We start from the raw sequence: 22,808 nt of genomic DNA on the forward strand, positions 1-22,808 counted from the left end.
TCCGAATCGATGTGCTCGGGTGGCTGGGGGTGCGCACCGGCGCGGCCGGCTCGGCTCGCCTCCCGGTGGAGCCCCTCGCCCCGAGACCGAATCTACCCCAGAATGCCCCGATATGGGTAGGTTCGTCCGGAATGTCCGATTCAGGACGATCGAGGGCGGCGAGGGCCGGCGAGTCGGCCGGGGAGGTCCCGCACGGCACGCAGCGCCAGGCGCCGGGCGATCCGGGCGACCATGATCACCTCCGCGGCGAGGAACTGCGGCAGGGAGAGCACGCCGTCGCGCCGCAGCAGCACGAAGGTGCGCTGCTCGCCGGCGATCATCTTCCAGATCCTGCTGGACAGGCCGCTCGTGCCGAAGGGGTCCTTGTGGAAGTACGCCAGCGGAACGGGCACCGAGAGGACGTCGCCGAGGGCGGCGACCCGGATCCACAGCTCGTAGTCCTCGGCGTAGAACCGCCCGGGGGTGAAGCGGACCGGGAGGTCGCGGCGCAGGAGCACGGAGGAGGTGGTGTGCGGGTTGCTGACGATGTGGTGGCCCATGCCGAGACGCACCGGCGCCGGCACGCGCGCTGGCAGCGGGGCGGGGGAGGGGTCGTCCTCGGAGAGCACCAGGGAATGCGTGCTGGCCATCAGGGTGGCGGGCGTGAGCGCGCGCGCCTGCAGCTCGAGGCGTCGTGGATGCCAGGAGTCGTCGCTGTCCAGGAACGCGATCCACTCGCCGTGCGCCGCCTCCCAGCCGCGGTTCCTGGCCGCCGCGGGACCCTGGTTCCGCTCCTGCTCCAGCACCCGCACCCGGAACGGGAACGTCTCCTCCTCCAGGCCGCGCAGCATCTCGCGCTCCTCGGGTGCCGAGCAGTCGTCGACGACGACCACCTCGAGCGGGAGCAGCGTCTGCGCCGCGATCGATGCCAGGGCGCGCCCGATCGTGTCGGTGCTGTTGAAGTGCGGGATCACCACGCTCACGGAGAGCTCGGGGACGGGCTGCTCCTCGCCCTGTCGACGGGTCTCGGGGTGCGGATCAGTGAGGGACATCGGAGACCACCCTTCGCGGGGTCAGCAGGAGTCGTGCCGTGACGAAGCGGACGAGATAGGCGCCGGTCATGGAGAGGATCCCCACCAGGACCCACTGCGTGGTGCCGATCATCGTGGCGAGCGCGAGCGGGAGGGCCGCGCCCACCAGGGTCGCGATCGTGGTGAGGAGCTGGCTGCGGTACCAGTTCAGGACCAGCAGCACGGTGGAGTTGAGATAGCCGAGGATGCACAGCGCCGCGGTCGCACCGAAGGCGAGCAGCTCCAGCGGGCTCGCCCCGAAGGCATCGCCGTAGACCAGGCGCAGGAACGGATCGCCGAGGAGCACGACGGTCACGACCGCGGGGACGGCGACCGTCCCCAGGAGCAGGGTGTGGCGCCCCATCGAGCGCAGCAGCGAGGCGGCCCCCTCGTCGGCGAGATGGCGGCGGTAGGTGGTGATCAGGATCGTCTGCGCGCTGGCGCCGAGGAGGTTCGCGGCGACGATCAGATAGGCGGCGGCCGTGAAGCGGCCGACCTCCGGCGCGCTCGTGTGCGCCCCGAGGAACCACACCGGGATCGAGGCGACCAGGCTCATCAGCCCGGTCGAGGCCGTGATGGGCAGGGCGGCGGCCAGCAGGCGGCGCACCCCGATCTCCTCCTCGGCCTCGAGCGAGGCCCGGCTCGGACGCGAGAGGGCGAGGGCGACCAGGCCCATCGTCAGCGAGACGCCGCCCACGCACGCCAGGAGCACCCCGGTGGGCGCCGACAGCCAGGCGGCGACGGAGATCGCGGCGACAGTGGCGACCGCGCCGACGCTGGTGAGCGCGCCGAGCGCCGTGAAGCGCCCCTGGCGCTGGAGGCGGGCGAGGGCCAGCTCGGACAGGCCGTCCGCCACCTTCATCACCGCCATGCCGAGGAAGATCCCCCAGTAGGGCGCCGCGATCAGGCAGTACACCGCCAGGAGCGCGAAGGCGAGGGCGAGCCCGCCCACCCGCCAGCGCAGGAACGTCCCCCAGCGCGGGGAGCCGGCCAGGGAGACGTAGACGTTGCGCAGCCCCAGCCCCAGGAAGATGAACAGCGGGGTGGCGCCGGCCAGGACCACGGAGTACTCGCCGAGGCCCGCGGCGCCGTAGGTCGCCGCGATCAACCAGACGATGAACCAGTGGGAGACCCCGCTGCCGATCGTCCCGCCCAGGACGAGCAGGAAGCTCCCGGCGCGGGCGAAAAGGCCGGGTGAGCGGCCGGGCGGGGCCTCGGCGGGGGCGGTGCGCGTCTCAGGCATGGGCCATCTGCCCCAGGTAGATGCGCTCAGCGTGGCGGATGTACTCCTCCGGGGCCCGCACCGGGGACCTCTCGGGGGAGAGCGCCGCCTCGAGCGCCTCGGAGAGGTCCGGCGCGTCCACCGGGACGCAGACGGCCGCATCGCCGGAGACGTCCTCGACGAACGCGCGGCACTTGGCGTGGTGGTCGAGCATCAGGAACCTCCCGCCGGAGAGATAGGCGACGATCGCCCCGTGCAGGCGCTGGCTCAGCACCAGGGAGGCCGAGCCGAGCGCCGCCAGGGTGCCCTCGAGGCCGATCTCGAGGAAGCTGCTCGTCGTGCACTCGACGCCCTGATCGCGCAGCGCCGCGGCGAGCGCGCGGACCAGCTGCTCGTCCCCGTTGCGGGGGTGGCCGTTCAGCGCCAGGATCCGCACCGGAGCGGGCAGCCCGCGCAGCCGCATGGCGCGGCGCGCCTGGAGCACCTGCTCGGCGAGCAGCTCCACGTCGGCGTCGGCGGCCGCGGAGGGGCACACCACCAGCCCGGAGCGCTCGTCGTCGGCCGCCCGGGTGATCAGCGGGCTGAGCGCGGCGAGGTCCCCGCCCTGCTCGATGCCCGCCGGCGGGCCGGCGACCGGCTCGGGCAGGAGGGGGAGGTCCTCCTGGAGGAGGGTCCAGGAGTCGTCCCGGACCACGATCCGCTCGAACTCGCCGAGGTACTGCCTCACGTCCTGCCGCGCCTGCTCGTCGGCGAACGGGCCCACCGAGACGCCGAGCGCCTGCACACGGGCGGGGCGGAGCCGTCGGCGCAGCGCGTCGACCCCGGACACGTCGGTGAACACGGAGCCGCCGCAGTACGCGAGCACGTCCGCGCGGCGCAGGATCCGCAGGGAGTGTGCGGCGCGGACGAGCGCGCCCAGGGGGCCCGCGGTCGCATGGCGGCCGAGGTCCCTGCTGGTCAGGGCCAGGATCTCGGAGGAGCCCGGCCACAGCTCCTCCCGACGCCGACGGACGGTGTCGAGGAACAGCTGGTCACCGAAGTTCCCCCAGCCGAAATAGCCGACGACGGCGATGGTCTTCACGCTTCACTCCTTGTGGTGGAGGCATTCCGGGCGCTCCCGGAGCTCGTGCCCTGCAGGTCGGTCCCCAGCGGGACGGTGCGTCGGCGCCGCCCGGTGCGGGGCCCCGCACCGGCCGCCACGGCGTGTTCGGGGACGGCGGCGGCCGCCTGCGGGGGCAGCTCGTAGTAGGTCTCCAGGTCGCCGCGCTGGACGCGGTTCAGGACGATCCCCAGAGCGTCCGCGTCGACGAGCTGAAGCTTCCGCAGGGCCATCGAGAGCTGGACGCTGCGGACCCTGCCGCTGCCGGCGACCAGGAGCGTCCCGGACACCTGCTGGGCGAGGGTCGTGCTGTCGCTGAGCGCGAGGACGGGCGGGGTGTCGATCAGCACGATGTCGTAGCGGTCCGCGGCGTCGCGCAGCAGCGTCGTCATCCGGAAGCTGTCCAGGAGCGCGCCGGGGTTCTGCGGGCGGGGGCCGCCGGCGAGGACGGAGAGGCCCTCGAGCGCCGTGGGCTGGACGAGCGCCGTCCAGGCCGCCCCGCCCCGCAGCGCGGTGCTGAGCCCGTCGCGATGGCCGAGCCCGAGGCCGTGGTCCGTCCACGTGCCGCGCAGGTCCGCATCGATCAGCAGGGTCCGGTGCCCCTCGCGGGCGAGGGTGGAGGCGAGGTCGAGCGCGGTGCTGGTCGCGCCCTCGCCGTGCACGGCGGAGGTCACCAGCAGGGTGCGCAGCTCGGTGCCGAGCCCGAGGTGGCGCAGCGTCGTGCGCAGCCCGCGGAGCGCCTCCGCGCGTCGGCCCTGCGGGGCGACGTCCTCCAGCGGCAGGAACGGCGGCTCCCCGGCGCGGGCCTCGGGGATCGAGGCGAGCAGCGGGCGCTCGGTGAGCGCGGTGAGGTCCTGGGCGTCCCGCACCCGGTCGTCGAAGGTGCCGCGTACGAGCGCGGCCGCGATCCCGGCCGCGATCGCGGCGAGCAGGGCGAGGCCGAGCAGGAGCGGCAGGTCGGGGCGTGCGGGGTGCTCCGGGGGGAGCGCCGGCGCGACGGTCGTCAGGTGGATCGGGGAGGGCCCCGAGGCGGACTCGAGCCCGGACACCTCGGTCCTCAGGCTCGCCGCGACGAGGTTCGCGATGCGCGCCGCCTGCTCCGGGTCCGTGTCCTCCGCAGAGATGGTGAGCAGGAGGGAGTCCTCGGGGATCTGGACCGTGAGCACGGAGGCGAGCGAGTCCGCGTCGGTCTGCAGATCGAGGGACTCGATGACGGGGTCGAGCACGAGCGGGGAGGTGGCGAGATCGGCGTAGGTGGTGATCCGCTGCACCGCGTAGTCGGAGGCCTCCGTGCGGTCGAACACGTCGCCGGACGCCCCGGTGCGCACGAACACGCTCGAGGAGGCCTGGTAGACAGGGGTCTGGACCCAGATGGCCGCGGCGGCGGCCGCGAGCACGAGCAGCGAGGCCAGCAGCGCGGTGCGCCATCTCTCCTGCACGAGCGCGAAGCAGCGCTGAATCGTCATGGGTCTCCCCGCTCCCGGTGCGCGGTCGGGCGAGGATCCCCCTGGCCCAAACTGCTCAAATCGGACATACTGGTCACGTTCAATCTAGCCCATCCCGCCGTGGATGAGTAGATCGGGCGGACCACTGATGCAGGAGGGGCTCCTCGAGCCCCGGCATCGCCGAGCCCGAGAGAGGTCACTGTGCAGAGAACCGTGATGAAGGAGCATGCCGAGAAGAGCTCCCGGCTCCCCCCGGCGGAGACGTTCGTCCTCATCGCGGCCGCGGCATGGACGGTGTACGTCGCTCTGACGTGCTTCCGGCTCGAGGGCGGTGCCGCCGAGGTGCTCGCGACGTCCTGGCCGTATCTCGCCTTCGCCCCGATGCTCGTGGCGGGGGCGGTGCTGGGCCATGTCGCGAAGCGGGGGGTGCTGCCCCTGGTGGTGTCGCTCCTCGTAGTCGCTCCTGCGTTGGTGCTGCTGCTGGGCGCGCCCTCCTACGTGAACGCCCTCGCCGCGGCGGGGGTCCAGCTCGCGGCGCTCGGCGCGCTGATCCTCGAGGGCAGCGCGGGCGCCGGGGTGCGGGGCCTGCGCGGGGCGCCGATGGTGCGGACCCGGGACCCCGGCGACGTCGCCCTCGGGGGATGGGACCGCGCGCAGATCGCCTGGCGCCGACAGCTCGTCCAGGTGATCGGGGCCTGCATCGCCGTGCTCGGCGTCGTGCTCGCGACCAACGCCAAGGCGGGCCTCGCCACCCTCGCGGTGGTCCTGCTGGCCGCCGCGCTCGCCGCCTGGGGGCGCCTGCACCTCTCCCGCCGCACGATCGTCGGCCTCGGCCTGGGCGCCGTCGGTCTCGCCGCGCTGCTCGTGGTGGTGCTCGGAGTCGTCAGCCGCTGGCCCTCCTGGATGACCGGACCCCAGTCGCTGAGCAGCGCGCGGCATGCGCTGTGGCGGGACGCGCTGACCCTGTTCGCGCAGCACCCGGTCCTCGGGGGCGGGCCCGGCGCGTTCTCCGACTGGTCGGACATCGCGGAGTACAACCCGCTGCTGTACGCCGCCCACTCCTCGGTCCTCCAGGTCGCCTCGGAGCTCGGCGCGGTGGGCGTGTTCCTCTTCGGGGCGATGCTGGCCGCCGGTATGAACCTGGCCGCCCAGCGGGGGCGGGGTCGAGCGCTGATCGGCGTCGCCGCGTGGAGCGCCCTGGCGGTCCACTCGATGATCGACCACCTCTACGAGTTCCCGATGGTGGTGCTTCTGGCCGGGATCGTGATCGGCTGGGCGGGGGCGCGTCCCGTCCGCCGCGCCGGGACTCCGCCCGGTCCCGAACCTCGGCCCGGCCGCTGACGAGCCCCGCGGCCTCTGGCACCCTGGCCCCATGACCTCCCTTCCCGCCGGCCTCCCCGCCGACAGCCACGTCCACAGCGAGTTCTCCTGGGACACCGGCGGCCCGGACTCCGCCGCGCGCGGCACCATGCGCGCGACCTGCGCGCGGGCCGTCGAGATCGGGCTGCCCGCGCTGTTCTTCACCGAGCACCTCGACCTCGAGGACGCCTGGTTCACGGACCTCGAGGACTTCGCCGACCATGAGCGGCACCTGGTGGGGGAGGACGGCGTGGTCGCGGTGCCGCGCTTCGACGTCGACGGCTATCTCGAGGAGATCGACCGCTGCCGCGCCGACTTCCCGCAGCTGCGGATCGGCACCGGTCTCGAGTTCGGCCAGCCGGGCCTGCGGCTCGACGCCGCCCGCGCCCAGCTCGACCTCTCCGCCTTCGACCGCATCATCGGCTCCCTCCACACGGTCCCGCTCGAGCGTCCGTCGGCCGACGGGGAGACCGCCGGCGAGGAGCAGTCCGCCGACGGGGCGCGGACCCCGCGCCCGGAGCACCGCGCCGAGCCGAACACGCTGTTCCGTCGGCAACCCGCCCTCGAGGTGATCCGCGACTATCTCGCCGAGGTGCCCGCGCAGGTCGCCGGCGAGGGACCGCACGAGGTCGTCACCCATCTCGACTACGCGGTGCGCTACTGGCCCGAGGAGGTCGAGGGCCCCTTCGACCCGCGCCCGCTCGAGGAGGAGCTCCGGGGCGCGATGCGCGCGATCGCCGCGAGCGGACGCGCGCTCGAGATCAACACCCGCCGTCTGCGCCCCTGGATCCCGCAGTGGTGGGCGGAGGAGGGCGGGGAGGCGATCAGCTTCGGCAGCGACTCCCACACCCCGCTCGCCCTCGCCGCGAACTTCCCCGAGGCGATGGCGCTGGCGGACTGGGCGGGCTTCCACCCAGGGCGCGACCCACGCGAGCTCTGGCGGCGCTGACCCCGGGGGCAGTGCCGGGGCCGCTGGGACCGTCGTGACCTCGAAGGTTGCTGACCTCGATGCGACCGCGGCCCGTCGCGGTCGCCGTCGCGGCGGACCGTCGCTGGCTTCGCCCTCTCCGACTCGCACCGTATCCTCGTCGCGTCGGTCCACACCCCGGACCGTCGGCCGTCCCGCCGCGGGCCCCACCCCCGTCCCGCCCGATCGACGTGCCACGCACAGCTCCCGCGCGGAGCAGGACGAGGAGGTCTGATGCGCGCACTGCGCAAGGTCGCGCCCGGCGCGGGCCTGGAATGGACGAGGGTCGACGAGCCCGACTGCGGCCCCTGGGACGTGAAGGTGCGCGTGCTGCGCACCGGGATCTGCGGCACCGACCTGCACATCCTCGCCTGGGACTCGTCCGCGGAGGCGATGTGCGACACCGTCCCCTTCACCCCCGGCCACGAGTTCTACGGCGAGATCGTCGAGGTCGGCTCCCAGGTCGACGACGTGCGCGTCGGCGACCGCGTCTCCGGCGAGGGGCACGTGGTGTGCGGGACCTGCCGCAACTGCCGCGCCGGACGGCGCCAGATGTGCAATCGCGTCCGCTCCGTCGGCGTGCAGCGCGAGGGCGCCTTCGCCGAGTACGTCACCGTCCCGCACGAGAACGTGTGGGTCCACGAGCACGAGGGCGGGCAGGAGCTGATCAGCCCCGAACTCGGCGCCGCCTTCGACCCGCTGGGCAACGCCGTCCACACCGCACTGAAGTTCCCGCTGGTGGGCGAGGACGTGCTGATCACCGGCGCCGGCCCGATCGGCCAGATGGCCGCGGCCGTGGCCCGCCACGCCGGCGCCCGCTACATCACCATCACCGACATCTCCCCGGAGCGCCTCGCGATGGCGGAGGACTGCGGCGCCGACGTCGTCCTGGACGTCTCCACCACCCGCGTGCTCGACGCCCAGCGGCAGCTCGGCATGCGCGAGGGCTTCGACGTGGGCCTGGAGATCACCGGCCAGGCCCGCGCCCTGCAGGAGATGATCGAGAACATGAACCACGGCGGGAAGATCGCGCTGCTGGGCCTGCCCTCGCGGCAGTTCGAGATCGACTGGACCGCGGTCGTCACCCGCATGCTCACCCTCCAGGGCATCTACGGCCGCGAGATGTACGAGACCTGGAACGCGATGTCCGCGATGCTCTCCACCTCCCGCACCCTGCGCAGCGCCATCGAGCGCACCATCACCCACGTGCTGCCCGCCGCGGACTGGGAGGACGGCTTCGCCCTCGCCCGCGAGGGGAAGGCCGGCAAGGTGCTCCTGGACTGGAGCGACGTCGCCGACTGACCTCGGCCGGTCGCCGGCCCTGCAGCCCCGGCGTCGGCCCTGCAACCCCCGCGCCGGCCCATGCCTACGTCGCCCCCCACCCCGTCGCACAATTCGGCGCTCCCTGCGTGACCTCGACTCCCATACGCCGCTGAGGTCACGCACAGGACGCAGAACTATGCACCCCCACCCCCGCGACCTCACCCCAGCCCCGCTCCCGACCCCAAGGACCCACACCCATGTACAGCGACCTCAAAGACCAGCTGACCGCCGAGCTCGACGAGATCGAGCAGGCCGGCACCTTCAAGCACGAGCGCGTCATCTCCACAGCGCAGTCCGGCCGCATCACCGCCGGTCCCGTCGGCCGCGACGGCGCCGAGGTGCTGAACTTCTGCGCCAACAACTACCTGGGACTCGCCGACGACGAGCGACTCGTCGCCTCCGCCAAGCGCGCCCTGGACGAGCGCGGCTTCGGCATGGCCTCGGTGCGCTTCATCTGCGGCACCCAGGACCTCCATCTCGAGCTCGAGCAGGCGCTGTCCGCCTTCCTCCGCACCGAGGACACGATCCTGTTCTCCTCCTGCTTCGACGCGAACGGCGCCGTCTTCGAGCCGCTGTTCGGCAAGGAGGACGCGATCATCTCCGACGCCCTGAACCACGCCTCCCTCATCGACGGGATCCGCCTGTCCAAGGCCGCCCGCTTCCGCTACGCCAACGCCGACCTCGACGACCTGCGCACCCAGCTCGAGGCCGCCGCCGCGCTGCACGACGGCAGGGGCGCGAGGCGCACCGTCATCGTCACCGACGGGGTGTTCTCGATGGACGGCTACCTCGCCCCGCTGCCCGGCATCTGCGACCTCGCCGACGAGTTCGGCGCGCTGGTCATGGTCGACGACTCGCACGCCGTCGGCTTCATGGGCGCCACCGGCGCCGGCACCCCCGAGCACTTCGGCGTCTCCGACCGCGTGGACATCTACACGGGTACCTTCGGCAAGGCGCTCGGCGGCGCGAGCGGCGGCTACGTCTCCGGCAGGCGCGAGATCGTCGCGATGCTGCGCCAGAAGGGCCGCCCGTACCTGTTCTCCAACTCGCTGGCCCCCTCGATCACCGCTGCGACGCTCACCGCGCTGCAGCTCGTCGAGGGCAGCGCCGAGCTGCGCGCGACCCTGTTCCGCAACGCCGAGCTCTTCCGCGCCCGGATGGGCGAGGAGGGCTTCGAGCTGCTCGACGGCGAGCACGCGATCGTGCCGGTCATGTTCGGGGACGCCGCGCTCGCCGCCCGGATCGCCGACGCGATGCTCGACCAGGGCGTGTACGTCACCGCGTTCTCCTACCCGGTGGTGCCGAAGGGGCAGGCGCGCATCCGCGTGCAGCTCTCCGCCGCGCACACCGAGGAAGACATCGAGGCGGCCGTGCGCGCCTTCGTCGCCGCCCGCGAGGCCGTGCAGGCCGGCTGACGGCGGCAGGCCGGCGGCCCCGAACCGGCGGTTCGGGCTCGGCCGCGGACGTCCGGCCGGGTGGGCCGAATGAAACTGCGCTCCCTTCGTGACCTCAGCCCGTATATGGCGTTGAGGTCACGCAGGGAGCGCAGAATCATGCGCGGCCCGGAGGGGTGGCGTCTCGTCACCCCAGCCGCATCCAGTCGTCCGTCCGCACGCGCAGGCCGAGGCTGATCGCGCGCAGCACCATGAAGAAGAAGTTGCAGGCCAGCCACAGCAGCGCGAGCCCCAGCGGGCCGCCCGGCGCCCACAGCGCCACCGCGACCGCGCCGGGCAGGACCAGCACCGCGATGAGCGAGCCGACCTTCGCCAGGTAGGGCGCGTCCCCGGCGCCCATCAGCACCCCGTCGAGCACGAACACGTAGCCGGCGATCGGCTGGGTGATCACCAGCACCCACAGCGCCGCGCGCAGGCTCTCCTGCACAGCGACATCGGGCGTGAACAGCTCGGGCACCACGTAGCTGGCCGCCAGCAGCAGCACCGCGACGACCGCGCCGCCGCCCACGCCCCACACCATCAGCCGCCGCGTCACGGCGTGGACGGTGCGCGGGTCGGAGGCGCCGAGATACCGCCCGGTCAGGGCCTGGCCGGCGATCGCGAGGGAGTCCAGCGCCAGGGACAGCACCGTGAACACCGTGGTGGTGAGCTGGTGCGCGGCCAGCTGCACGTCCCCGAGCCCGGTGGCGACCACGGTCGAGGCGATCACCACCACCCGCAGCGACAGGGTGCGCACGAACATCGGCACGGCGTCCCGGCCCACGGCGACGAGGTTCGCCGGCTGCAGCCCCAGCCCGATCCCCTCGCGCCGGGCGCGACGGACGATCGCCGCCAGCAGCACCAGCGCCATGCCCCACTGGGCGATCACCGTGCCGATCGCGGAGCCGGCGATGCCGAGGTCCAGCCCGAAGATCAGCAGCGCGTTCAGCGGGATGTTCACGATCGCGCCGCCGACGGCGACCGCCAGCGGCAGCGTCGCGTCCTGCAGTCCGCGCACCAGACCCGTCGCGGCCTGCACGGCGAGCATGGCGGGCAGGCCGAGGGCGCTGATGCGCAGGTAGATCGTCGCCTCGGCGAGCACCTCGGGGGAGGGGCCGAACAGGGCCAGCAGCGCCTCTCCGGCCACCAGCAGCACGAGCGCTGCGGCGGCGCCGACGAGCAGGGCGAGCCAGCAGGCGTCGATCCCGCGGGAGATCGCCTCGCGGCGTCGGCCGGCGCCGAAGGAGCGGGCGACCGCGGCGGTGGTGGAGTATGCGAGGAACACGGCCAGGCCCACGACGGTGGTGAGCACGGTCGAGGCGAGGCCCAGGCCCGCGAGCGAGGTCGTCGAGACGCGGGCGATGAACGCGGAGTCGGCCAGGACGAACAGCGGCTCGGCCACGAGCGCGCCGAGGCTCGGGATCGCCAGGCGCAGGATGTCGCGGTCGACGGTGCACCGCGCCCGCTCCTCGTGCGGCTCGGCGATCGGCGCTTCCCGCGGCTCGACCGTCGGCTCCTCGCGGTCGCCGCCCGTCCGCTCCTCGCGGTCTCCGGCCGTCGGCCCCGAGAGTCCGCCGTCCCTCAGCTCGTCGGGCTCGTCGGGAGAAGAGGAAGGGGTGGGCACCCCACCATTGTGCGACGAGCACCCGACCATCGTCGGTGCCGGGGTCACAGGTGCACATGAGACAGTTCCTGCGGAGCACTCCGCCCTGCGCCCCCGGCGCGGCGACGGGGCCCACGCCCCGCCGGTCGGCGGGACCCACCCCCGTCGGACCGCCTTCCCGAGGAGCAGGATGAATCGCCTCGCCCGCCTGAGCCTGAACAACAGGTCCTTCATCGCCCTGGTGTGCATCGCCGTGTCGATCATCGGCGCGTTCATCATGACCACCATGCGCCAGGAGCTGATCCCCTCGGTCTCCCTGCCGCAGATCCAGGTGATGACCACCGCACCCGGATCCTCGTCCGAGCAGGTCAGGGACCGGATCACGAGCCCCGTCGAGCAGTCGCTGCAGGGGCTGGAGAACGTCGAGGCCACCTCCTCGACCTCCCAGGCGGGGCTGTCGATGGTCACCGTCGAGCTCACCTACGGCACCGACGTGGCCCGCTCCTCGAACCAGGTCGACGCGGCGCTGAGCCGCATCGAGGAGCAGCTCCCCTCGGACGCGGACCCGCAGGTCATCTCCGGCGGCACCAGCGACCTGCCCGCCGTGGTGCTGTCGGTCTCCTCCCGCCTGGACCCCTCCGACCTCGCCTCCCGCCTGGACGCCTCGGTGACCCCCGAGCTCGAGCGCATCGGCGGGGTCTCCTCCGTCGCGGTGATCGGCGCGCCCGAGCAGATCGTGCGCATCACCCCGGACGAGGCCGCGCTCGCCGAGAACGGCCTGACCGAGGACGACATCTCCACCGCCCTGGACGCGAGCGGCCTGTCCCTGCCCGGTGGCTCCGTCACCGACGGGGACCGCACGATGGACGTCGTGCTCGGGCAGAGCCTCGACAGCCTCGAGAGCCTCGAGGGGATCGTGCTGATGCCGTCCGACGGCGCCTCCGGCTCCGGCGGCGACGACGCGCAGGGCGCCGGCCAGCAGGGCGCCGACGGTCAGGCCGCGGGCGGCCAGCAGGGCGCCGACCAGCAGGGCGCGCAGGGGGCCGACGGGCAGCAGACCCAGCCCGGCACCGCCCCGGGCGAGCCCGCCGAGCCGGTCACCCTCGGCGAGGTCGCCACCGTCGAGCAGACCACCCAGGACCCCACCTCCGTCTCGCGCACCAACGGCCGCGAGTCGCTCGTGGTGATGGTGACCGCGACCGTCGACGGCAACGTCGTGGACATCTCCGGGGACGTCGAGAGCGTCCTGGACGACACCCTCGCGGGCGTCGGCGGCGACGCCCAGGCCGACGTCGTCTTCGACCAGGCCCCCTTCATCCAGGAGTCGATCCTGGCGCTGGCCGAGGAGGGCCTGCTGGGCCTGCTCTTCGCCGTCGGCGTGATCCTGCTGTTCCTGCGCCGGGTGCGGCCCACCGTGGTCACCGCGATCTCGATCCCGACCTCGCTGCTGATCGCGTTCATCGGCATGTACGTCACCGGGTACACGCTGAACATGCTGACCCTGGCGGCGCTGACGATCTCCATCGGCCGCGTGGTGGACGACTCGATCGTGGTGATCGAGAACATCATGCGCCACCTCGCCTACGGCAAGACCAAGCGCCGCGCGATCCTCGACGCGGTCGGCGAGGTCGCCGGCGCAATCACCGCCTCCACCCTCGCCACCGTCGTGGTGTTCCTGCCGATCGCCGTGGTCGCGGGCATGGCCGGGGAGCTGTTCCGGCCCTTCGCCCTCACCGTCGGCATCGCGATGCTGTCCTCACTGCTGGTGGCGCTGACGATCGTGCCGGTGCTCGCATACTGGTTCCTGAAGCCCCCGAAGGGCCACGAGGACATCGACCCCGACGACGCGGCGCAGGTCGCGGCGATCCGCGAGGACGCCGAGGCGAAGGAGGAGGGCACCTGGCTGCACCGCCTCTACGCCCCCGTGCTGCGGGCGACGCTGGACACGCTGCCCCGCCGCCTGCTCACCCTCGGCGGCGCGGTGATCGTGCTGATCGGCACCGTGCTGCTGATCCCGCTGGTCAACGTCAGCTTCCTGGGCGACACGGGGCAGAACATCGCCTCGATCACCCAGACCCTCCCGGCCGGCACCAACCTCCAGCAGGCCTCCGACAAGGCGGCCGAGTCGGAGGACGCGCTGCTGGAGATCGACGGGGTCGAGACCGTGCAGACCACCATCGGCGGCGGCCAGTTCGGAATGGGCGGCGGCGGCGGCGAGAACGAGGTCAGCTTCTCCATCACCACCGATGCCGACGCGGACCAGGAGGCGCTGAGCGACGAGATGGTCGCGGCGCTCGAGGCCCTGCCCGAGCCCGGCGAGGTCGAGGCGGCCGACGTCGCCTCGCCCACCGGCTCGAACTCGGTGGACATCATGATCACCGGCCCCACCGCGGAGGACCGTCAGGCCGCGAACGACGCGATCCTGGCCGAGCTCGACCCGGTGCCCGAGGGCGTCTCCGAGGTCGCCACGGACCTCGAGGGCGACCAGCCGACGGCCGTGGTGACCGTGGACCGTGAGGCCGCGGCGCGGATGGGGCTGACCGAGGAGGCCGTGGTCGGCCTGGTCGCCCAGCAGATGTTCCCCGGGGCGATCGGCACGATCACCCTCGAGGACGACGAGCTGGACATCTACGTCGAGGGCGGCGAGAGCGTGGACACCTTCGCGCAGCTGCAGGACCTCGAGCTGATGGGCTCGATCCCGCTGACGGACGTCGCCTCGGTCGACGAGGAGCTCTCCCGCCCCTCCATCTCGACCCAGGACGGGCTCGAGACGGTGACCGTCTCGGTGACGCCGGCCGGTGAGGACGTGGGTATCGCGACCCGCGCCGCGAACGACGCGATCGCCGCGGCGGACCTGCCCGAGGGCGTCGAGGCGACCGTGGGCGGCACCGCCGCGGACATCGACGAGACCTTCGGACAGCTCGGCATCGCCATGGTCGCCGCGATCCTGCTGGTGTACGTGCTGCTGGTGTGGATCTTCAAGTCCCTGATCCAGCCGCTGATCCTGCTGGTCTCGATCCCCTTCGCGGCGATCGGCTCGCTGGGCCTGCTGGTCATCACCCGCGTGCCGCTGGGGCTGCCCTCGATGATCGGCCTGCTGATGCTGGTGGGCATCGTGGTCACCAACGCGATCGTGCTGATCGACCTGGTCAACCAGTACCGACGCCACGGGATGGCTCTGGACGAGGCGCTGCACCTCGGCGCCTCCAAGCGTCTGCGCCCGATCCTGATGACCGCGGCGGCGACGATCTTCGCGCTGATCCCGATGGCGCTGGGGATCACCGGCAACGGCGGGTTCATCGCCCAGCCGCTGGCCGTGGTGGTCATCGGCGGTCTGATCTCCTCGACACTGCTCACCCTCGTGATCGTGCCGGTGCTGTACCGGATGGCGGAGGGCCCGGGGGAGCGGCGCCGGCTGAAGGAGGAGGCCCGGATCGCGGAGCGCCGGGGCGGCCGCTCCCGCCGTGCGGAGGCCGAGCGGCGCGAGGCCGAGGGCGACGCGCCGGTGGACCACCTCGCCGAGAGCGAGACCGTCGGCGGAGCCGCGACGGGCGGCGACGCCTCCGCCGCACACGGCCGTCGCGCGACGAGCCGTCGTGCGACGCCCACCGAGCAGCAGCGGGACCTCGCCCAGCGGCGTCCCGACCTGCGCGGGAGCTCCGCCACCGGGGCCGACGGCCGGGGTGGCGGGGGCCGGTCGATCAAGGAGCGCGGCGGGATCGTCGGGATCGTGAAGCGGCGCCTCGGCCGCGACTGATCCACGGGGCGGACCCACGAGGGGCCGGGCGACCAACGCGTCGCCCGGCCCCTTCCCGTCCGGCCCGCTCTGCCCGGCGCGGTCCGCCCCGGCGCGGTCCGGCCGCTGCCTGCCTGTCCCTTCCCACCGTCCCGCCGGCCTCGTCGGTCCGGGATGGTCAGGTGATGGCGCATGTCGTACCTCTATGCCGTTATTGGCATAGTGGTGCGGTATACGCCATCGGTCGACCATGGCCCTGCGCCGTCCCGCTCCGGGACCGGGTGGGAATCGGAGCACGAGCGGGAGGAGCACATGGTGGCCGACGAGACCCGCCCCAGCGGCCCCCGCACCTCGCCCCGCCCTGACGCAGAGTCTCGCCCCGGCACGGGACCTCGGCCCGGCACCGAACCCCGGTCCGGCGCCTCCGCCCGCCCCCGCTCCTCGCGCCGCTCCGGCACCACGCGCCGTCCCCGCACCTCGCGCGGCTCCTCGCGTCCCCGCATCCGGCGCAGTCCCCGCCGCTGGACGGTCCGCACCCGCGTCCTGTCCACCCTCCTCGCCTTCATCGCCGGCGGCCTCGCCGTCACGGGGGTGCTCACCTTCGCCGCGCAGTTCCGGGCCCTGGACCAGCGGGTCGAGGCCGAGCTGTGGCAGGAGCACAGCGAGCTGTCCCTGATCGCGAACTCCACCGACGCGGAGGGCGAGACGATCCACACCACGGTCGACAGCGTGCTGGTCAACGCCACCGACTCCGCCGCTCCCTCCGACCACGAGTCGGTGATCGCCCTGATCGACGGGGAGCCGCGCTACCAGCCCCGCCAGCAGGACTTCGCGCTGCTGCCCGAGCCGCCCGAGGACGCCTCGCACGCGGACGCCGCCGCGGTCACGGCCGAGTCCGAGATGGTTCTGGCCGAGATCCTCGACGCGCAGGTGCCGGACAGGACGGTGATCGTGCCGATGGAAGCCCACGGCCGGGACCTGCGCGTGCTGATCGCGTCGGTCTCGGTGGCCGGCGACGAGCAGCAGGGCGTGTTCGTGGTCGCCAACGACATCGGCGCGCAGCGACGCGAGCTGTGGCAGAGCGTGGCGCTGTTCTCGGGGATGTCCGTGCTGGTGCTGCTGCTGGCCGGCTGGGTGGGCTATGTCGTCACCGGGCGTCTGCTGCGGCCGCTGGTGGACCTTCGCGGTGCGACCGAGCAGGTCACGGTCACGGATCTCGAGCACCGGGTGCAGGTCCCGGACGGCGGGGACGACATCTCCGCGCTCGCCCAGAACTTCAACCGCATGCTCGAGCGGATCCAGGAGGGCTTCGCCGAGCAGCGCCGCTTCATGAGCGACGTCGGCCACGAGCTGCGCACCCCGCTCACCATCGTGCGCGGCACGCTGGAGACCACCGACGTGCAGGATCCCGACGACGTCGTCGAGTCGCATCAGATCGCGATGGAGGAGCTGGACCGGATGGGCCGCGTGGTCGGGGACCTCTCCGAGCTCGCCGCCTCCAGCCGCCCCGACTACGTGAAGCTCCGCCCGGTGGACCTCGCCTCCTTCGCCCGCTCCGCCTTCGCCCGCATCGAGCACATCGGGGAGCGGGAGTGGATCCTCGAGGGCACGGCCGACGTGGTCGCCGAGGCCGACGAGCAGCGCCTCACCCAGGCGGTCGTGCAGCTCGCCGCGAACGCGGTGCGCTACAGCGACGACGGGAGCCGGATCTGGTTCGGCGTGGACCAGGTGCTCGGGCCCGAGGGGCCGGAGATCCACGTCAGCGTGCGCGACGAGGGCGTGGGCATCGACGAGGAGGACCAGCAGCGCGTCTTCGAGCGCTTCGCCCGGGCCGAGGGCGCGCGCGGCGCCGGCTCCGGGCTGGGCCTGCCGATCGTGCAGGCGATCGCGGAGGGCCACGCCGGGGCGGTGCGGCTGCTCTCCCAGCTCGGCAGGGGATCGACCTTCACGATCGTGTTCCCGCAGTTCAGCGCCGAGGCCCCCAGGGCTGTCGGCGAGGGTGCGGAGCCCGGGAGCGGTCATACTGGGACGCGGGCGACGTACCGCTCCGACGACGAGACCGACGAGCCACCCCGGAGGGAGCAGGGATGAGGATCCTCATCGCCGAGGACGAGGCGCGGATCGCGCGCTTCATGGAGCGGGGCCTGAAGGCCAACGGCTACGCGACCACCGTGGTGGAGGACGGCATCGCCGCGCTGGACCTCGCCTCCGGAGGGGAGTTCGACCTGCTGATCCTCGACGTGGGCCTGCCGCGCATGGACGGCTTCCAGGTGCTGAAGGCGCTGCGCGACATGGACGTGCAGATCCCGATCCTGATGGTCACCGCCCGCACCGGCGTGGAGGACACGGTGCAGGGGCTCGAGAGCGGCGCGAACGACTACATCGCCAAGCCCTTCCGCTTCGAGGAGCTGCTGGCGCGGGTGAAGCTGCGCGCCCGGGAGGCGACCGCCGGCGCCGGCGCCGTCAGCGCCGACGTGCTCACCCTCGGGGACCTGTCCCTGGACCTGCGCAGCCGTATCGCCAAGTGCACCGTCGACGGCGCCCCGCGCGAGGTGGAGCTGTCCTCGCGCGAGTTCACCATGGCTCGCGTGTTCCTGGAGAACCCGAACCAGGTCCTCACCCGGGACCTGCTGCTGTCGAAGGTGTGGGGCTACGACTACGACGGCGCCTCGAACGTGGTGGACGTGTACGTCGGCTACCTGCGCGGCAAGCTCGGCCCGCCCCGCCTGGTGACCGTGCGCGGAGCGGGCTACAAGATGGTCGACCCCGCCGCCTGAGCGCCCCCGCCGCCTGAGCGCCCCCGCCGGCCGAGCCCTCGCGGGTCGAAGCCCCGTCGGCCGCGCCCCCGCAGACCGCACCCGTTCTCCGGCCGCGCCTCTCCGGCCGCGTCCGCGGTCCGGCCGCGCCTCTCGCCGGCCGCCCCCCTCGACGGCGCGTCGCCGCAGGCCACGGCCCACGGAGTGGGTTCATGAGAGTCCTCTCATCGACCCTTCACAGGGGTCTCATCGCGTGCTGGGAGCCTCGCCGACATGAAGGCTCTTCGCACCACCGGGATCATCGTGTCCGTCGCGCTCGCCGCGGCCGCGCTCGCCGTGCTGCCCTCGGTCGAGGAGGAGGGCCCGCAGGAGCGGGCCGGGATCACGATCGGCGACGCCTCCGATGCCGGCGGCGACGCACGCGCCGGCGGTGGCGCCGGCGGGGAGGAGCCCCGCTCCGCCGACGGGACCGACCCGGCCGCCGCGGGCGCGGATCCGTCGGCCGACGGCGCCGCCGTGGCGCTGCCGCGCCCGAGCGCGACCGAGCAGCCCGTGGGCGGGATCCACTCCGACACCGGCATCGGCGCGATCGAGTCCGAGCCCTCGCCCGAACCCGCCCCGGCGCCCGCTCCGGCCCCGGCGCCCGCCGCCCCGGCCGACGGGAACCCCTCGACCGGCGGCTCGTCCTCCGGCGGCTCCTCGTCGGGCGGGTCCTCCTCGGAGGGCTCGAGGCCCGCGCCCGCGAAGCCCGCACCGGCGCCTCCGCAGCGTCCCTCCGGCGTCTGCGAGTGGGACGACGGCGAGCTCGAGTGCGACGACGACGGCGGCGACGATGATGACGAGGATGATGATGACGATGACGATGACGGCGAGGACGACGACTGACCCGGGCCGGCGCCGCCCCACGGCGGACGGCTGAGCCCGCCCCACAGGCGCAGTCCCCGCACAGATCGAGCCCGGACGGCAATGGCGCCGTCCGGGCTCTCTCCTGCGGTGGCCTCGGGGTTCTCGTCGTCCCCTCAGTCGTCGTCCTCGCCGTCGGGGCGGCCGCCCACCGTCTCGTGCTGCGGCATCGTCCCTGCCTGCAGGGCGTGCAGCCGGTGCTCCCGCGCGCCCAGCAGCTGCGCGAGCTGCCCGGAGCCGGCCATCACCACCACGCCCGGATAGGAGCTCAGCACCCGGTCCAGCATGCGCCGGCCGTCGTCGTCGAGGTCGCCCTCGAGGCCGTCGATCAGCAGCAGCGGCGGGGTGCCGTACATCGCGCGGGCGAGTGCGAGACGGGCCCGGTCCGAGCGGTCCAGCGGCTCGCCGCCGCGGCGCAGCGGGGTGCGACCCACGCGGGGGAGGGAGTCGACGTCCAGCCCCACCAGGTCCAGCATCTCCTGGTCGTGGGCGGCGTCGAGGTCGGGGCGTCGGTAGTGCAGCGCCCGGCCCACGGTGCCGCGCTCGAACACGGTGCCGGAGGCGGCATGGCCCACCAGGCGCCGCACCCGCTTCGGGCCGAGAGCACGCAGGTTCTGCCCGTCGACCCACACCGAGTCCGGCGCGGCGAGCTCGGGGCCGGGGGAGAGCTCCAGCACCCGGCGCAGCAGCTCCTGCGGGGAGCGCGGGTCCTCGGAGACCAGGCGCACCCGGTCCCGGGGCCCGGCCACGAGCGGGGAGTCGCCCGCGGTGAGACCTGGCAGGTGCAGGTGCACCGGCGCGTCCCCGGACCCGACCGGATGCGGCGCCTGGACCTCGGCGGAGAGCCGGCGGCGCTCCTCGGCACGGCGGCGGCGCTGCTCGGCACCGGCCAGCGCCGGGCCCAGCACCATGCGGGCCGCGAGGTGGGTCTGGCGGTACTCGACGATCCTCCCGATCTCCAGCACCGGCGAGGAGGCGATCCCGGCGACGGCCATCGCCGCCATGGTCACGCCCGGGGACTGGCCCAGGTAGATCCCGGCCGCGGCCACCAGCAGGGTGGTCAGCGTCGAGGCGACCACGCCGCCGGCGCGGAGGGTGCCGACGGTCTCGGCCCGGTCCACCGCGATCTCCACCAGGTTCCCGGAGGCCTCGCGCAGGTTGCGCAGCTCCCGCTTCGACCCGCCCGCGGCGAGGATCCCCTCGGAGGCGGTGACGGTGTCGGCGATGCGAGAGGCGAGGCGGCCGCGGGTTCGGCGCATGCGGCGGGTCTTGATCAGCGCGGTCCGCGCCCACACCAGCAGGCACAGCCCGAGCACCACCAGTGGCATCGCCATCGCGAGAGCGAGCAGCGGATGCAGCACGACGAGGGTGCCGAGGCTGCCCAGGATCAGCGGCACCCCGACCGTCAGCGGGGCGATGCCCTGGGTGACCCAGTTGCGCACCCCGGAGAGGTCGTTGGTGGTGCGGGCGACGGTCACGCCGAGCGAGGTCGAGTGCCCGGGGGTGAGCGCATCGCCCAGCAGGGTCAGTCGCAGCTGGTGGACGTAGTCCTGGCCGAGCTTCTCGGCGAGCACGCGCTGGTGCACGGTAAGCGCCCCGATCGCCAGCGCGGTCAGCACCAGCAGCAGCAGGGCCCGCAGCAGGATCGGGGACATGCCCGCCGGTGCGCCCTGCATGGTCACCAGCGCCCAGGCGGACAGCGCGCCGAGAGCCGCCTGCCCGAACCCCAGCAGCACCAGCCCGGCGAGCCACAGCCGGCGCCGTCCCCGCATCAGCGGGGGCAGCGGGGGAGGGTTCTTCAGCAGGCCGTTCGCCTGCAGCTCCGGCTCGCGGTCACGACGCATCGGCGAGGCGCTCCTTCAGCAGGTCCTCGACCAGACCGCGCGCCACCTCCGCCTCGGTGAGGTCGAAGGTGCCGGCCACGGGCACGTCCAGGGCGCGGCGCGCCTCCGCGGTCGCGAGCGGCGAGCTGGTCACCACGCCGGAGACGACCGACGGGGTCCGGCCCAGGTCCGCGAGCGCCGCGACGCCGCCGACGGCACCGAGCGCGTCGCCGGCCGCGAACACGACCCGGTCCACGACCGCTCCGACCTCGGGGTCGGCGAGCAGGCGCGCGGTCTCGCCCTGGTAGACGCCGTCGGCGATCTCCAGCAGCACCACGTCGGGACGGGCGGCGCCGCCGGCGAGCTCGTCGGCCATCGACAGGAACAGGTCGCGCACCTCCTCGACGTCGACCTGGAAGGTGGAGGAGTAGCCGAAGTCGGTGAAGTCCAGGACGCGGTGCGCGCCCGCGTCGAGGAAGAGGTTGTAGTCGTTGCCCGCGCCGGTGCCGGTCGCCTTCCCGGCGGCCACGCGCAGCCCGGCCGCGGCGAGGCCGTGCGCGAGATGGGCCAGCACCGTCGACTTCCCGGAGTTCATCGAGGTGCCGAGCACGGCGATCACGGGGACGTGATGGGCGGGACGGTCGGTGCGCGCGGTGATCGAGCGCAGCACCTGGTGGGGGGCGGTGCGGGTGAGGGTGAGGGGGCCGTGCTCGTCGCGGATCACGCCGATCGGCTCGATCTCTGTGGGGGAGCCGACGCCGGAGTGCTGCTCGAGCACACGGGAGGCCAGACCGCCGGCGGCCGCGAGATGGGCGGGGCCGAGGTCCGCGGGGACCATCGCGAGGAACTGGTCGGCGGCGTAGCGGCTGCCGTAGGCGACGACGATCTCGTCGCCGGGGAAGAGGATCTGGCGGCGGGAGACGGGGCTCTCCAGACGCTTGTGGTGGCCGACCTTCGTCACCCGGGCGAGCAGCACCTCGCCGGGCTGCGGGACGTGCTCGCCGGTGATCAGCTCGACCTCGCGGGCGCGGCGCAGGTGGGCGCCGACGGTGCGGGTGGAGAAGGCGTGCTTGGCGCGCTCGATGCGGGAGCGCACGTCCTGCGGCGCCCTTGCGGAGCTCGTGGCGGTGAGCGGCGCGGCGGTGGTCTCGGGGTGCAGGATCGTCATCTCGGGGCTCCTCGGTGGGTGGGTCCGTGGCGGACCCTGGAGCGGGCCTGCCGTACGAGGAGCAGTGAACCGGCGGCGGATGAAGCGCCGATGAACCGATGATGAGACGGATCTCAGGAAAGAACCCGCAGGTCAGGCGGGCACGCCGAGGCGCGCGAAGGCGCTGCGGAAGATCGTCAGCCCGTCCAGGCCGTGCATCTTCTGGACCCGCTTGTCGAGCTTGTCCAGCTCGTCGCCCTGATGGGCGAAGAGGTGGTTCATCACGTGGCGCACCTCGGACTCGTCCATCATCCCGCTGCCCACCGGCTTCCACACCTTCGACATCACCAGGCGCACCAGCTTCGGCGCCCGCTCGGAGGCCTCGAGGTACCTCCGCGCCGAGGTCGTGTAGTAAGCGACGTGCCGCGTCTCCTGCTGCGCGATCCGCTTGAGCAGCGGGGTCATCACCGGGTGGTCGACCATGGCGGAGAGCCGACGGTAGGCGGCCACGGCGGAGAGCTCGTTGGCCGCGCCCCAGGTCATGTGCACTGCGAGGAAGTCCTTGCCCACCAGGTTCGACAGCGAGGACTGCTTCATCGGACCGAGCGCGGCACGCCAGCCGAGCTTGACGCGCTTGGCCTTGACCTCGTCGTAGTCCACGACGATGCCGTGCCGGCCGAGCACCCGGGCGAGGGCCTCGCCGTGCCAGTACTCCTCGCGGTTCCACACGGTCATGAAGCCGCCGGCCTCCTCCTCGCGGTGCGAGGGGGTCACCAGCAGATCGCGCAGGAAGCAGGAGGTGTGGTACTCGACGTCGCACATGTAGCGCAGGGAGCGCAGGGTCTGCGCGTCCAGCGGCTGCTCGTCGAAGAGGTCGAAGTCGAGATCCGCGTACTTGACGGGCAGCGAGGTCTCGGCGAAATGATCGATGTCGAAGGCCATG

Annotated in this window: 16 protein-coding genes; 8 read left to right on the forward strand and 8 right to left on the reverse strand. The window is 73.3% G+C overall.

What is annotated here, in order from left to right:
* Positions 1 to 140: 140 nt before the first annotated feature.
* From DS079_RS11560 to DS079_RS11575, 4 genes are read right to left on the reverse strand one after another with little or no spacing between them, the layout of a single operon-like run.
* Positions 141 to 1,031: a glycosyltransferase family 2 protein gene (locus tag DS079_RS11560; RefSeq protein WP_126987886.1), complete on the reverse strand. Its 891-nt coding sequence runs from the start codon at positions 1,029 to 1,031 to the stop codon at positions 141 to 143.
* Positions 1,018 to 2,292 carry a lipopolysaccharide biosynthesis protein gene (locus DS079_RS11565; protein ID WP_126987888.1) on the reverse strand — a complete coding sequence of 425 codons (1,275 nt, stop codon included), beginning with the start codon at positions 2,290 to 2,292 and terminating at the stop codon, positions 1,018 to 1,020. Before DS079_RS11565 ends, DS079_RS11560 begins: the two co-directional genes overlap by 14 nt.
* Positions 2,285 to 3,352: a polysaccharide pyruvyl transferase family protein gene (locus tag DS079_RS11570; protein ID WP_126987890.1), complete on the reverse strand. Its 1,068-nt coding sequence runs from the start codon at positions 3,350 to 3,352 to the stop codon at positions 2,285 to 2,287. Before DS079_RS11570 ends, DS079_RS11565 begins: the two co-directional genes overlap by 8 nt.
* Positions 3,349 to 4,836 (reverse strand): tyrosine-protein kinase domain-containing protein, encoded by a 1,488-nt coding sequence (locus DS079_RS11575; RefSeq protein ID WP_126987891.1) that lies wholly within the window; start codon positions 4,834 to 4,836, stop codon positions 3,349 to 3,351. Before DS079_RS11575 ends, DS079_RS11570 begins: the two co-directional genes overlap by 4 nt.
* Positions 4,837 to 5,031: 195 nt before the next feature.
* Here DS079_RS11575 and DS079_RS11580 point away from each other — a divergent pair, with 195 nt between their 5' ends.
* The 4 genes from DS079_RS11580 (at position 5,032) to DS079_RS11595 (ending at position 9,879) form a co-directional block, all read left to right on the forward strand.
* The gene (locus DS079_RS11580) at positions 5,032 to 6,156 is read left to right on the forward strand and encodes an O-antigen ligase family protein (protein WP_126987893.1); all 1,125 of its coding nucleotides are present in this window, start codon (positions 5,032 to 5,034) and stop codon (positions 6,154 to 6,156) included.
* A gap of 31 nt (positions 6,157 to 6,187) precedes the next feature.
* A complete protein-coding gene (locus DS079_RS11585; RefSeq protein WP_126987895.1) occupies positions 6,188 to 7,123 on the forward strand; it encodes a PHP domain-containing protein in 936 nt (311 codons plus the stop codon).
* 252 nt (positions 7,124 to 7,375) lie between these two features.
* A complete protein-coding gene (gene tdh / locus DS079_RS11590; RefSeq protein ID WP_126987897.1) occupies positions 7,376 to 8,443 on the forward strand; it encodes an L-threonine 3-dehydrogenase in 1,068 nt (355 codons plus the stop codon).
* A 218-nt stretch (positions 8,444 to 8,661) separates the two neighbouring features.
* Positions 8,662 to 9,879, forward strand: a complete 1,218-nt coding sequence (locus DS079_RS11595; protein ID WP_126987899.1) for a glycine C-acetyltransferase — start codon at positions 8,662 to 8,664, stop codon at positions 9,877 to 9,879.
* A 166-nt stretch (positions 9,880 to 10,045) separates the two neighbouring features.
* Here DS079_RS11595 and DS079_RS11600 read toward each other — a convergent pair whose 3' ends face one another.
* Entirely contained in the window at positions 10,046 to 11,521 is a 1,476-nt protein-coding gene (locus DS079_RS11600) for an MATE family efflux transporter (protein ID WP_164736231.1), read from the reverse strand.
* 169 nt (positions 11,522 to 11,690) lie between these two features.
* Here DS079_RS11600 and DS079_RS11605 point away from each other — a divergent pair, with 169 nt between their 5' ends.
* The 4 genes from DS079_RS11605 to DS079_RS11620 all read left to right on the forward strand — a co-directional run bounded on the left by DS079_RS11605 (position 11,691) and on the right by DS079_RS11620 (position 18,877).
* Complete coding sequence (locus tag DS079_RS11605; protein ID WP_206516166.1) at positions 11,691 to 15,257, forward strand: efflux RND transporter permease subunit; 3,567 nt, start codon at positions 11,691 to 11,693, stop codon at positions 15,255 to 15,257.
* Between the two features lie 291 nt (positions 15,258 to 15,548).
* Positions 15,549 to 17,327 (forward strand): sensor histidine kinase, encoded by a 1,779-nt coding sequence (locus DS079_RS11610; RefSeq protein WP_126987901.1) that lies wholly within the window; start codon positions 15,549 to 15,551, stop codon positions 17,325 to 17,327.
* Complete coding sequence (locus DS079_RS11615; RefSeq protein WP_126987903.1) at positions 17,324 to 18,013, forward strand: response regulator transcription factor; 690 nt, start codon at positions 17,324 to 17,326, stop codon at positions 18,011 to 18,013. The genes DS079_RS11610 and DS079_RS11615 overlap by 4 nt, the downstream gene beginning before the upstream one ends.
* Before the next feature lie 252 nt (positions 18,014 to 18,265).
* Positions 18,266 to 18,877, forward strand: coding sequence for a hypothetical protein (locus DS079_RS11620; RefSeq protein ID WP_126987906.1), 612 nt, complete (start codon positions 18,266 to 18,268; stop codon positions 18,875 to 18,877).
* A gap of 134 nt (positions 18,878 to 19,011) precedes the next feature.
* Here the strand turns inward: DS079_RS11620 and DS079_RS11625 are convergent, their stop codons facing one another.
* The 3 genes from DS079_RS11625 to DS079_RS11635 form a co-directional block, all read right to left on the reverse strand.
* Entirely contained in the window at positions 19,012 to 20,739 is a 1,728-nt protein-coding gene (locus DS079_RS11625; protein WP_126987908.1) for an ABC transporter transmembrane domain-containing protein, read from the reverse strand.
* Complete coding sequence (locus DS079_RS11630) at positions 20,729 to 21,886, reverse strand: DUF1611 domain-containing protein (protein ID WP_126987910.1); 1,158 nt, start codon at positions 21,884 to 21,886, stop codon at positions 20,729 to 20,731. Before DS079_RS11630 ends, DS079_RS11625 begins: the two co-directional genes overlap by 11 nt.
* 132 nt (positions 21,887 to 22,018) lie before the next feature.
* Complete coding sequence (locus DS079_RS11635) at positions 22,019 to 22,807, reverse strand: ferritin-like domain-containing protein (protein ID WP_126987912.1); 789 nt, start codon at positions 22,805 to 22,807, stop codon at positions 22,019 to 22,021.
* Position 22,808 lies beyond the last annotated feature (1 nt).

The sequence above is a fragment of the Brachybacterium paraconglomeratum genome (assembly GCF_003994255.1).
Lineage (GTDB): Bacteria > Actinomycetota > Actinomycetes > Actinomycetales > Dermabacteraceae > Brachybacterium > Brachybacterium conglomeratum.

What these genes read in the sequence shown, in the direction of transcription:
- DS079_RS11560 (WP_126987886.1), bottom strand. Translation starts at nt 1,031, where the DNA reads ATGTCCCTCACTGATCCGCACCCCGAGACCCGTCGACAGGGCGAGGAG.
- DS079_RS11620 (WP_126987906.1), top strand. Translation starts at nt 18,266, where the DNA reads ATGAAGGCTCTTCGCACCACCGGGATCATCGTGTCCGTCGCGCTCGCC.
- DS079_RS11610 (WP_126987901.1), top strand. Translation starts at nt 15,549, where the DNA reads ATGGTGGCCGACGAGACCCGCCCCAGCGGCCCCCGCACCTCGCCCCGC.
- DS079_RS11615 (WP_126987903.1), top strand. Translation starts at nt 17,324, where the DNA reads ATGAGGATCCTCATCGCCGAGGACGAGGCGCGGATCGCGCGCTTCATG.
- tdh (WP_126987897.1), top strand. Translation starts at nt 7,376, where the DNA reads ATGCGCGCACTGCGCAAGGTCGCGCCCGGCGCGGGCCTGGAATGGACG.
- DS079_RS11605 (WP_206516166.1), top strand. Translation starts at nt 11,691, where the DNA reads ATGAATCGCCTCGCCCGCCTGAGCCTGAACAACAGGTCCTTCATCGCC.
- DS079_RS11565 (WP_126987888.1), bottom strand. Translation starts at nt 2,292, where the DNA reads ATGCCTGAGACGCGCACCGCCCCCGCCGAGGCCCCGCCCGGCCGCTCA.
- DS079_RS11625 (WP_126987908.1), bottom strand. Translation starts at nt 20,739, where the DNA reads ATGCGTCGTGACCGCGAGCCGGAGCTGCAGGCGAACGGCCTGCTGAAG.
- DS079_RS11585 (WP_126987895.1), top strand. Translation starts at nt 6,188, where the DNA reads ATGACCTCCCTTCCCGCCGGCCTCCCCGCCGACAGCCACGTCCACAGC.
- DS079_RS11575 (WP_126987891.1), bottom strand. Translation starts at nt 4,836, where the DNA reads ATGACGATTCAGCGCTGCTTCGCGCTCGTGCAGGAGAGATGGCGCACC.
- DS079_RS11595 (WP_126987899.1), top strand. Translation starts at nt 8,662, where the DNA reads ATGTACAGCGACCTCAAAGACCAGCTGACCGCCGAGCTCGACGAGATC.
- DS079_RS11630 (WP_126987910.1), bottom strand. Translation starts at nt 21,886, where the DNA reads ATGACGATCCTGCACCCCGAGACCACCGCCGCGCCGCTCACCGCCACG.
- DS079_RS11635 (WP_126987912.1), bottom strand. Translation starts at nt 22,807, where the DNA reads ATGGCCTTCGACATCGATCATTTCGCCGAGACCTCGCTGCCCGTCAAG.
- DS079_RS11580 (WP_126987893.1), top strand. Translation starts at nt 5,032, where the DNA reads ATGAAGGAGCATGCCGAGAAGAGCTCCCGGCTCCCCCCGGCGGAGACG.